Origin of the sequence: Streptomyces albiaxialis, from assembly GCF_039530985.1 — a bacterium.
Classification (GTDB): Bacteria; Actinomycetota; Actinomycetes; order Streptomycetales; family Streptomycetaceae; genus Streptomyces; species Streptomyces albiaxialis.
On sequence record NZ_BAAAPE010000015.1, the window covers coordinates 208,399 to 218,796 of the forward strand.

Here is a 10,398-nt window from a genome sequence, read left to right on the forward strand (position 1 = left end):
CAAAGCAGGAAGTAGGCAAGGATTTATGGGCCTCGGGACGCTCCTCAGCAGGAGAAGGCCGAAGAACTCCGGCGGCGGCTGGCCGGTGGACGGACTTCCCCAGGAGGCGGGGCTCCTCAGTGCGGAGATCTCCGACCCGATGGGGCAGCCGCTGCCGGGCGTCGAGGTGACGCTCACGGAGACCGACACCCGGCGGCACGTCCTCAAGGCCACCACCGATCCGTTCGGGCGCGTGACCGCGGCGCTGCCGCAGGGGCGGTACGCGCTGCGCGGCACCGTCGAGGGACTCCACCCGCTGCACCGCGTCATCGAGGTCCCCGCCGGGGCCCCGGCGCCGCTGGAGCGGCTGCGGATGGAGACGGGCCAGGAGCCCGACCTCCCGCAGCCCGGCGTGTGGGTCTTCGACCCGCCGCACTCGGCGATCCGCTTCGTGGCCCGGCACTTCGGGATGTCCAATGTGCACGGCCGCTTCACCCGCTTCGACGGCGGGATCCGCGTCGCCGAGCGGATGGAGGACTCCTACCTGGAGATCACCATCGACGCGTCGAGCATCGACACCGGCAACAGGACGCGCGACGAGCACCTGAAGTCCGCCGACTTCCTGGACGTCGAGCGCTACCCGTACCTCCACTTCGCCAGCAGCAAGCTGACCCACAAGGGCGGCTCGAAGTGGACCGTGCAGGGCACGCTGACGCTGCACGGGGTGAGCCGCACGGTCAACCTCGACACCAGCTACCACGGCTCGGTCAACGGCGGTTACGGGGAAGAGCTGCGCTGCGCGGCGTACTCGACCGCGGAACTGCACCGCGACGACTTCACGCTCAACTACGGGAACATGATCCAGCGCGGCATCGTCGTCATCGGGCGCACGGTGCAGTTGGAGATGGACATCCAGGCGATGTACCGCCATGAGGGGATGCCGACTCCTCCGGAGTGACCCCTCCGGGTCCGGAGTGACACCTCCGGAACGGGGGACGTGGGATACGCCCGGGCGTGCGACGGGTTACGCCCGGGCGTACCGGGGGGCCGGTCCGAGGCCGCTCAGCAACGGACCCTGCCCCCATTTCCCCCCCACAGTCCCGGGGTCCGAGGCTGGCCCCGGGAGGTGATGCTTCAGAGTGCCCCCGGGGCGCGGTCCTTCGCAGGGGCCGAACGGCCCTGTCTGGTGAGTCAGCGCCGAAACACCCCGGTTCGCCGGGAAAGTCCCGCGCTGAGGGGGTCCCGGCCCTCGGTCAGGTGCCGGTGATGCGGCGCACGACGGTGCGGATCGAGCCGCGCAGTCGCGCCGTGTCCTCGTCCGTGTCGCCCGCGAGCAGATGGCGGATCTGCGGCATGGCGGTGGGCGAGATGAACAGCGTGATCATCAGGAAGACGAGGTCCCCGGGCGGGATCGCCGTGTCGATGAGCCCCTGGCGCTGCGCCTCCTCGAAGGCGGCGACCTTGCGCGTGTACTGTTCCGCGCGCGCGTTCGCGGCGGGGAGTGCCGAGGTCTCGCCGAACTCCAGTGCCTCCCAGAGCATCAGCCGCGTCACCTCGGGGTGGGACGCGTGGTAGTCGAGGAGGCGGTCGGCCCAGGCCACGGGGTCCTCGGCGTCGATGGGGATCTCGGCGATCAGATCGATCAGATTCGCCTCCAGGACCTGCGAGAACAGCTCCGCCTTGTTGCCGAAATAGGCGTAGATGAGCTGCTTGTTGGCCTGTGCCTCACGGGCGATGCGGTCGACGCGGGCGCCCGCGATGCCGTGGGCGGCGAACTCCTGGGTGGCCGCGCGGAAGATGCGGGCCTTGGTCGCCTCGGGATCGCGTGTCCCGGTCGAGGGTGCTGCCATGCCGGTCAGTGTAACCAACTGTTTGGTTGACAGGGCTGACGCGGGCCTGCCAGAGTTCCAACCAACAAGTTGGTTGGAACCTCTTCGCCCTGCCCAGGGGTGCCTCTTCCGAACCGAAGGACCGCATGTCTCTCTCCGGCAGCACCCGCCGCGACGAGGCCGCGACCGCGCAGGCGGCCCCGGCCCCGGTCCCGGCTCCGGCCCCGGCCACGCCCCCGGCCCCCGTCGGCCCCGGCGGCCGTACGTCCCCCGTCCTGCTCGCCGTCATCGCGCTGTGCACCGCCGTGACGGTCGCCAACATCTATCTCGCCGCGCCCCTCCTCGGGCTCATCGCGCACAGCTTCGGCGCCGCCGCCTCGGGCGTCGGCTGGATCGCCGCCGTCGGCCAGCTCGGTTACGCGGCGGGGCTGCTCCTCTTCGCGCCCCTCGGCGACACCGCGCACCGCCGCAAGGCCGTCGCGGTCCTCGCCCTGGGCGTCGGCGCCGCCATGGCCGCCTCCTCCTTCGCGCCCGGGCTCGGGCTGCTGGGGGCCGGGGTGTTCGCCGCCAGCGCGGCGTCCGTCGTCCCCCAGCTCCTCGTGCCGCTCGTCGTCGAGCGCGCCCCGGCCGGGCGGCGCGGCATGCACCTCGGCGCGCTGATGGCCGGGCTCTTCGCCGGGATCGTCGCCGCCCGCGTGCTGGGCGGCGCCGCGGCGCAGGCGTACGGCTGGCGCGCGGTCTTCCTCGCCGCCGGGCTCCTCACCGTCGTGGTCGGCGCCGGTACCGCCGCGCTGCTGCCCTCCGGCGCGCGTGCGGGCGGACCGGCCGTGACCGCGAACCCCCTGCACGGCATGGCCCGTACGGCACGTGCGCTGGCCTCCTCCGCCGAACTGCGCCGGGCCTGCCTGCGCCAGGGGGGCCTCTTCGGCGCGTGGAGCGCCCTGTGGACCTCGCTCGTCCTGCTGCTGACCGGCGAGCCGTACCACCTCTCCACCGGGACGGCCGGGCTCTTCGGCCTCCTCGGGCTCTCGGCCAGCCTGGTCGCGCCGCTCTCCGGCGGTCTCGTCGACCGGTTCGGCTCGCGCAAGGTGGTGCGCGGCACGTACGCCCTCGCCGTCCTCTGGCTGCCGCTCTTCTGGCTCGGCGGCCACCGGATGTGGGCCCTGTGTGCGGCGGCCGTCCTCGTCCACGCCGGTCTGGTCGCGGGCCAGGTCGCCAACCAGGCCCGGGCGCTGGCGGCCACGGACACGCCCGCCGCCGCCAACACCGGTTACGTCGTGGCCGCGTTCGCGGGCGCCGCGGCCGCCTCCGCGCTCAGCGGCGTCGCCTTCGGCCACTGGGGCTGGACCGGCGTCTGCGCCGTCGCGGCTTGCTGGCTGCTGCTCGGCGGCCTGCCGGGTATACGCACCCACCTGCGCCCGCGCAGGCGCTGAGCGCCGGTGGCCCGGAGGGCCGGGGGCTCGGAGGTCCGGGGGCCCGGTCCCCGACTCGCGGGCTCCGGCCCCCGATTCCCGGCGGGGCTACGCGTGCCGCCACTCCTGCGGCGAGCGCCGGGCCAGCTCCTCGTCCTCGTGGACGACGTCCGCCAGGTCCACGAGCGCGGTGTTGTGGAAGGCGAGGATCAGCCCGTCCTGGACGATCTTCGTCTGGATCGCCTCCCAGTGACCGGCCCGGGGACCGGCCGGTACGTCCAGCGACGAGGTGCTGTGCATCAGGTACACGTCCTCGCCGAGCCGCCTGGTGTCCCTCAGCCGGAGCTCCAGCTCGCTGCCCCGGTAGATCGTGTCGAAGATCTTCTGGTGCTCCGCCCCGATGACGTCCCGGCCGTGCTGGACGCGCCCCACGGCGTCGACGAAGTCGGCGTCCGGCGCGAAGTGGGCCGCCCATCCGGCGCCGTCGCCCGCGTTCCACGCACGTGCCATCCCGGTGAGGATCTCTTCGGCGTTCACGGTAACCTCCGGTGAATCGCTGTTGCAGTGACTAGAACAACGTTCCAACTTTCTGCTCCGGAGGCTACATGACCGAGGACCTGCCCGGAATCGTCCGGCTGCGCGACCGGCGCGAGGCCCTGACCCTCCGCACGATCCTCACCGCGGCGCGCCACCTCTTCGCCGAGCGCGGCTACGCCCGTACGCCGGTCCGTCTCATCGCGCAGGAGGCGGGCGTCGCGCCCCAGACGCTCTACGCGCACTTCGGCTCCAAGGCAGGCGTGCTCGCCGGACTCGTCGACCTGCTGGACGACGAGTCCGGGCTGCCCGACCTGATGGCCGCGTCGGGGGAGGCCACGGACCCGGAGGAGCTGCTCGGCCTGATGGCCACCGCCAGCCGCCAGGTCAGGGAGCGCTGCGGCGACATCGTGGCGATCCTCGAATCGGGCGCCGCCGTCGACCCCGACATCCGGGCCACCAGGGCGGAGGGCGAGCGCCGTAACCGGCTCGGCGTCGAGATGATCATCGACCGGGTCCGCGCCACGGGCCACCCCGTCGCCGACCGGGCCGCCGACATCGCCGTGGCCCTGCTGACCCTCGGCGTCCACGACAGCCTCGTACGCGACGCCGGGTGGTCCTACGACGCGTACGAGAGCTGGCTCCGGCACACCCTGATCACGGCCCTGCTGCCGGGGACGCCGCCGGAGGGGGACGGTGCGTAGCGCGCCCGCTCAGTGCTCGTGCGGCCCCTCGTGGTGGACCGGGCCGTGGGCCGCCGCGCAGTGGGGGACCGGTCCGGCCGTCGCGACCGCGAGGGCCGGCGCCGCCTCGACGGCGGCCGGGGCCGCGTGGTCGATCTGGAGCGTCGTGTGCGTGATCCCGTACTCCTCGGCCAGCGCGGTGTCGAGGGCGCGGCGGACGCCGTGGCAGTCGCCGCCCGGCTCGACCAGGACGTGCGCGGAGAGGGCGGGCTCGCCGGAGGTGATCGTCCAGACGTGCAGGTCGTGGACCTCGGTCACGCGGGGCGCGGCCGCGAGGCGGTCGCCGATCGCGTCCGGGTCCAGGCCGACGGGCGCCGCCTCCAGGAAGATCCGGCCCGAGTCGCGCAGCAGCCCGTACCCGGCCTTCAGCATCAGCGCGACGACCACCAGCGTGGCGATGGCGTCGGCCCGGGCGAAGCCCGTGAGGACGACGACGAGACCGGCGATCGCCGTGCCGATGAACGCGAACAGGTCGTTGAGGATGTGCTGGTACGCGCCCTCGACGTTGAGGGAGGAGCGGTTGGCACGGGACAGGCACCAGGTCGCCGCGAGGTTCACGACGATGCCCGCGAGGGCCGTCACCAGCACCAGCCAGCCCGTGACCTCGGGCGGGTGGATGAGGCGCTCGACCGCCTCGTAGCCGAGCCAGGCCGCGGCGAGGATCAGCGTCAGCCCGTTGGCCTGCGCGGAGAGGATCTCCGCGCGCTTGAGACCGAAGGTGAAGCCGCCGCGCGCGGGGCGCGCCGACAGCCGCATCGCGACCAGCGCCAGCACGATCGACACCGCGTCCGTGAGCATGTGCGCCGCGTCGGACAGCAGCGCCAGCGATCCGGCGGCGAAGGCGATGACCGACTCGACGGCGATGAACACCGTGATGAGCACCAGCGCGCTCGTCAGCCAGCGCCGGTCGGTGTCCGCGGACACCCCGTGCGAGTGCCCCGCGTGCCCGTCTCCGTGCCCGCCGCCGTGTGCGTGCCCGCCACCGTGCCCGTGCGCGTGGCCCTGACCGTGCGGTCCCTTGCCCACCGTTCCTCCCCTCCCGCGGACCCCCGGATCGGGGTCGGCTGAGTGCAGTGAAGCGCACGGGACGGGAGGGTGGCAAAGGCTGTACCGGTGACCGTTGTCAGTACCGATAAGAACGCTCTGACCTGGGGCGATGCCTATCATCGGGGCGCGCGAAGACGATAACGGTGCCCACTTCCAGGGCCCTCGCCGCTACGTCGAGTCCCGCGCCGTCACACTCACGGTCATCGCCCGGCGGCGGCGCGGACGGGCGCCGGGGGAGCGGACCAACTCGTCGACATAAGCGGCGAAATCGGCGCCCGAGGCGTGTTCGACGCGGACGCTGCTGAGGCGGGGGCGCGTCAGCCGGGCGGCCAGGAGGTCGTCGGCGCCGATGACCGCGACGTCCTCGGGCACCCGCACCCCGGCGTCCTGGAGGGCGCGCAGGAGGAGCACCGCGTACTCGTCGTTGTACGCGAAGACCGCGTCGAGGCCCAGCGCGGGCCAGCGGGCGGCGAGCGCGGCGGCCGACTCCTCGGTGAGGGCGAGCGGCAGCGGCGTCATCCGTACGTCCGCGCCGCCGCCGGAGCCCTCGGCCACCGCCGCGTGGGCCCCCGCGAGCCGGGGGCGGGCGAACGCGTCGAGCCCCGGCTCCGCCGGGACGACGACCCCGACGCGCCGCCGCCCGCGCTCCACGAGGTGTGCCACCGCCGCCGAGCCGACCTCGCGCTGGTCCATCGTCAGCGAGTGCGCGCCCGCGACGCGCGGCGGGCCGACGGTGATGACCGCCCGGGTGCCCGCGCGCTTGAGCAGCGTCACATCGGCGGGGGTGAGCACGGTGGGCGGCAGCGCGACGGCGGCCGCGGGCCGCAGCTCGGCCCAGGCGCGGACGTCGACCGAGGTGCCGTCCTCGTTCCCGGAGGCTCCGGTGCCGCCGTCGTCCCCGGTGACCCCGGGGATCCCGGTGACCCCGGGGATCCCGGTGTCACCGGCGGCTCCGGCGGCGACGTGCGCGACCGTGTAGCCGAGGAGGCGCAGGGCGCTCTGGGCCTCGTGTGCGAAGCGCGCGTAGAGCGGGCCCGCGGGCACGTGCGGGGCCGACATCAGCACCATCCGGCTGGCGCCCGCGCGCAGGGCGCGGGCCGCGGCGTGCGGAACGTACCCCAGCGCGTCGGCGGCGGCGTGCACGCGGGCGCGGGTGGCCTCGCTGATACGGGCGCTGCTCTCGGCGCCGTTCAGCACGTACGAGACGGTGGCGCGCGAGACGCCCGCGCGACGGGCCACGTCGGCACTGGTCGGCGGGGACGCGGACGCGGAGCGGGGATCGGTCATGGCGGCTTCGTCCTTCCCGGGCCTCGACCGGCCCCGGCCGGCGTCGACGGGGTCTCGATGGGTCTCGACGGGCCCGTCGGGCCTTGAACAGCCGTTGACCAGGCCGGGTCTGGCGGATCGGTCGGGGCAGTGCTAGACAGGACGTTACACGTGTCAGTGACACGTGTCACCAGGCGCGCGACGGCGTGCCCTCTCCCACGCACGTAAGGCGGGACCCACCGTGAAGCTGCACACCCACGAATGGGGCGGGGGCGACCGGCTCGCCCTCCTCGTCCACGGGATCATGGCCGATCACAGGACCTTCGTGAAGGTGGGCCCCGCGCTCGCCGAGCGGGGCTACCGGGTGCTCGCCGTCGACCTGCGCGGCCACGGCCGCAGCCCGGCCCCCGGCGACTACGCGCTCGACGCCTTCGCCGACGACCTCGTGGACACCCTGCCCGCCGGAGCCGAGCTGGCCCTCGGGCACTCCCTCGGCGGGCTCCTCCTCTCCCGCGCCGTCGAGCGCCTCCGCCCCGCCCGCGCCGTCTACGAGGACCCCGCCTTCCTCGCCGCGGGCCCCGGCCCGCTCGACGGCATCGACGGCGAGAAGGTCAAGCGCGAGACGACCCGCGCCGAGGTCGCCGAGGCGCGGCCCCGCTGGGACGCCGAGGACATCGACGTGGAGCTGGCCACCCTGCGCCTCTGGGACCCCGCGACCGCGCGCTTCAGGGACGGCCACGAGGACACCGACCTGCTCCCCGCGCGCGCCGCCGTCCCCTCCCTCGCGCTCCTCGCCGACCCCAGCGAACTCGTCGGCCCCGAGCGCGCCGCGCTCCTCGCCGGACGCGGTTTCGAGGTACGTACGGTCACTGGCACCGGGCACGTCATGCACCGCGACGACCTCAAGGGCTTTCTCACGGCTCTCGACGGGTGGATCTGAGGGGCGCGCGGCATGGTGAAGGACATGAGCGAAATGAGCGACAAGCGTGCCGAGGCCGTGGACGCGGTCCTCGCCCGGCTGGACCTGCCCGCGAAGGTCGCCCTCCTCGGCGGCGCCGACATGTGGTCGGTCGGCCCGGTGCCGTCCGCCGGGTTCGGCAGACTCGTGCTGTCCGACGGCCCCGCGGGCGTACGCGGTGAGGACTGGACGCCCGAGGACCCCAGCGTGGCGCTCCCGTCACCCACGGCGCTCGGTGCGACCTGGGACCCGGAGGCGGCCCGCCTCGCCGGGCTGCTCCTCGCGCAGGAGGCCCGCCGCAAGGGCGCGCACGTCGTGCTCGCGCCCACCGTCAACCTGCACCGGACGCCGTACGGCGGGCGGCACTTCGAGGCGTACGCGGAGGACCCCGTGCTCACCGGCGTCCTCGGGGCCGCGCTGGTCACCGGCGTGCAGGAGGGCGGCGTCGGCACCACGCCCAAGCACTACGTCGCCAACGACTCGGAGACCGACCGCTACACCGTCGACGTCCACGCCGACTCCCGCACCCTGCGCGAGCTGTACCTCGCGCCCTTCGAGCGGATGGTGCGCACCGCCCGCCCCTGGGGCCTGATGGCGGCCTACAACAGCGTCGACGGCACCACCATGAGCGAGCACGACGTGCTCAACAACGGGGTGCTGCGCGGCGAATGGGGCTTCGACGGCGTCCTCGTCTCCGACTGGACCGGCGCCCGCGACACCGTCCGCTGCGCCCTCGGCGGCCTCGACCTCGCGATGCCGGGCCCGCACACCGTCTATGGCGAACACCTCGTCGCCGCCGTCCGCGAGGGCCGCGTACCGGAGGAGACCGTGGACGCGCTCGCGCGCCGCGTGCTGCTGCTCGCGGCGCGCGCCGGAGTGCTGGAGGGAGCGCCGCCCGCCGTGGCGCCCGGCGACCTGCCCGCGCCGCTCGACGGCGAGGAGACGGCGCGCGCGCTCGCCGCGCGCTCCTTCGTACTGCTGCGCAACGAGCGGAACGCGCTGCCGCTGGGCGGCGACGCGGCCCGGCCGCTCCGGCGGATCGCCGTCGCCGGACTCCCCGCCGCGCACCCGAGGTTCGGCGGTGGAGGCAGCGCGCAGGTCTTCCCGCCGCACGTCAGCACGGTCCTGGACGGGCTGCGCGCCGCCGTGCCCGAGGACGTCACCGTGACGTACGAGCCCGGGCCCGACCCCCGTTCCCGGCTCGCGCCCGCCGCCGACGGCTTCGCGCTCACCGCCACCCTCTTCGGGCTCGACGACGCCGAACTCGCGCGCGCCGCGCAGGCCGACGGCTCCGTCCGCTGGATGGGCGCGCTGCCCGGCGGCGTCGCCTTCGGCGACCTCGGGCGCGTCGAGCTGACCGGCGAGTTCACCCCGGACGAGGACGGCGCCCACCGGCTCGCGGTGCGCGGCGTCGGCCACTTCCGGCTGGAGGCCGGTGACCGGCTGCTCTTCGACGGCGAGCTGCACCCCGACAGCGAGGACCCGGCCGCCGCGTTCCTCAACCCGCCGCAGCGCGTCTTCACCCTCGACGCGCACGCGGGCCACGCGGTCCCGGTCCGCCTCGTGCACAGCGTCAACGGCAAGGAGGCGGGGCCCCTCTTCGGCCTGATCTCCTTCGAACTCGGCCACGGGGCGCCCGTCGTCCCGGACGACGAGCTGATCGAACGTGCCGTGCGGGACGCCGCCGACGCCGATGTCGCGCTCGTCGTCGTCGGCACCACCGACGAGTCCGAGAGCGAGGGCGTCGACCGCGACACGCTCGCCCTCCCCGGCCGCCAGGACGAACTGGTCGCGCGCGTCGCCGCCGCGAACCCGGACACGGTGGTCGTCGTCAACGCGGGCGCGCCCGTGCTGATGCCGTGGCGCGAACGGGTGGCCGCCGTGTTGCTGGCCTGGTTCCCCGGGCAGGCGGGCGGCAGCGCGCTCGCGGACGTCCTGCTGGGCGCCGCCGAACCGGGCGGGCGGCTGCCCACCACCTGGCCGGCGGCGGAGACCGACGTGCCGGTGCGGCAGGTCGTCCCGGACGGCGACGGGCAACTCCCTTACGCGGAGGGGCCGTACATCGGCTACCGGGCCTGGGCCCGCGCCGGTTCCGAGCCGGCCTACTGGTTCGGGCACGGCCTCGGGTACACGGAGTGGGCGTACGAGGCGCTCGACGTCCGGGTCCCTTCCGGCACGGCCGAGGGGCCCTACGACTCCGTCGCCGAGGCCGTCGTCCGGGTCCGCAACACGGGTGGGCGTCCGGGCCGCGAAGTCGTCCAGCTCTACCTCGGGCCCGAGGGGGCCGAACGGTCCCTCGCCGCGTTCGCCGTCGCGGAAGCGGACGCCGGGGACGCCGTCGAGGTCCGGCTCGCCGTGCCGCTGCGCGCGGTCCAGCGATGGGACGCCACGGGCGAGTGCTGGCGGACCGAGTCTGGCCCGCACCCCCTCTCGGTGGGCCGCAGTGCGACCGACCTCCGCCTCTCGGCGGAACTGACGATTCCCGACTGACCGCGCCTTGCCCATGCCGTGTGCCGGTGCCGGTGCCGTGTGCCGTGTGCCAGGTGCCGGGTGCCGGGTGCCGGGTCCGGGGTGCCCCTTTCCGCGCGCTGCGGTCTGCGGGTGCGTTGTGGCCGCTCGCGCAGTTCCCC

9 protein-coding genes are annotated in these 10,398 nt (G+C 74.6%); 5 read left to right on the plus strand and 4 right to left on the minus strand.

Annotation, left to right across the window (positions count from 1 at the left end; all coding sequences use genetic code 11):
• Positions 1-25 precede the first annotated feature (25 nt).
• Positions 26-937: a YceI family protein gene (locus ABD343_RS30115; RefSeq protein WP_344532639.1), complete on the plus strand. Its 912-nt coding sequence runs from the start codon at positions 26-28 to the stop codon at positions 935-937.
• 295 nt (positions 938-1,232) lie between these two features.
• Here ABD343_RS30115 and ABD343_RS30120 read toward each other — a convergent pair whose 3' ends face one another.
• Positions 1,233-1,829 (minus strand): TetR/AcrR family transcriptional regulator, encoded by a 597-nt coding sequence (locus ABD343_RS30120; protein WP_344532641.1) that lies wholly within the window; start codon positions 1,827-1,829, stop codon positions 1,233-1,235.
• 125 nt (positions 1,830-1,954) lie between these two features.
• Here ABD343_RS30120 and ABD343_RS30125 point away from each other — a divergent pair, with 125 nt between their 5' ends.
• On the plus strand, positions 1,955-3,241 hold the full coding sequence (locus tag ABD343_RS30125; protein WP_344532643.1) for an MFS transporter: 1,287 nt from the start codon (positions 1,955-1,957) through the stop codon (positions 3,239-3,241).
• Between the two features lie 87 nt (positions 3,242-3,328).
• Here the strand turns inward: ABD343_RS30125 and ABD343_RS30130 are convergent, their stop codons facing one another.
• Positions 3,329-3,757: an SgcJ/EcaC family oxidoreductase gene (locus ABD343_RS30130; RefSeq protein ID WP_344532645.1), complete on the minus strand. Its 429-nt coding sequence runs from the start codon at positions 3,755-3,757 to the stop codon at positions 3,329-3,331.
• Positions 3,758-3,825: 68 nt separating this feature from the next.
• Between ABD343_RS30130 and ABD343_RS30135 the strand changes: the two genes are divergently transcribed.
• Positions 3,826-4,458, plus strand: a complete 633-nt coding sequence (locus ABD343_RS30135) for a TetR/AcrR family transcriptional regulator (protein ID WP_344532647.1) — start codon at positions 3,826-3,828, stop codon at positions 4,456-4,458.
• A gap of 9 nt (positions 4,459-4,467) precedes the next feature.
• Here the strand turns inward: ABD343_RS30135 and ABD343_RS30140 are convergent, their stop codons facing one another.
• Positions 4,468-5,523: a cation diffusion facilitator family transporter gene (locus tag ABD343_RS30140; RefSeq protein ID WP_344532649.1), complete on the minus strand. Its 1,056-nt coding sequence runs from the start codon at positions 5,521-5,523 to the stop codon at positions 4,468-4,470.
• Positions 5,524-5,712: 189 nt separating this feature from the next.
• A complete protein-coding gene (locus ABD343_RS30145) occupies positions 5,713-6,831 on the minus strand; it encodes a LacI family DNA-binding transcriptional regulator (RefSeq protein ID WP_344532651.1) in 1,119 nt (372 codons plus the stop codon).
• Between the two features lie 220 nt (positions 6,832-7,051).
• Between ABD343_RS30145 and ABD343_RS30150 the strand changes: the two genes are divergently transcribed.
• Positions 7,052-7,750 carry an alpha/beta fold hydrolase gene (locus tag ABD343_RS30150; RefSeq protein ID WP_344532653.1) on the plus strand — a complete coding sequence of 233 codons (699 nt, stop codon included), beginning with the start codon at positions 7,052-7,054 and terminating at the stop codon, positions 7,748-7,750.
• 24 nt (positions 7,751-7,774) lie between these two features.
• Positions 7,775-10,258, plus strand: coding sequence for a glycoside hydrolase family 3 protein (locus ABD343_RS30155; RefSeq protein WP_344532655.1), 2,484 nt, complete (start codon positions 7,775-7,777; stop codon positions 10,256-10,258).
• Positions 10,259-10,398: the final 140 nt, after the last annotated feature.

What these genes read in the sequence shown, in the direction of transcription:
- ABD343_RS30115 (WP_344532639.1), top strand. Translation starts at nt 26, where the DNA reads ATGGGCCTCGGGACGCTCCTCAGCAGGAGAAGGCCGAAGAACTCCGGC.
- ABD343_RS30155 (WP_344532655.1), top strand. Translation starts at nt 7,775, where the DNA reads ATGAGCGAAATGAGCGACAAGCGTGCCGAGGCCGTGGACGCGGTCCTC.
- ABD343_RS30145 (WP_344532651.1), bottom strand. Translation starts at nt 6,831, where the DNA reads ATGACCGATCCCCGCTCCGCGTCCGCGTCCCCGCCGACCAGTGCCGAC.
- ABD343_RS30135 (WP_344532647.1), top strand. Translation starts at nt 3,826, where the DNA reads ATGACCGAGGACCTGCCCGGAATCGTCCGGCTGCGCGACCGGCGCGAG.
- ABD343_RS30125 (WP_344532643.1), top strand. Translation starts at nt 1,955, where the DNA reads ATGTCTCTCTCCGGCAGCACCCGCCGCGACGAGGCCGCGACCGCGCAG.
- ABD343_RS30120 (WP_344532641.1), bottom strand. Translation starts at nt 1,829, where the DNA reads ATGGCAGCACCCTCGACCGGGACACGCGATCCCGAGGCGACCAAGGCC.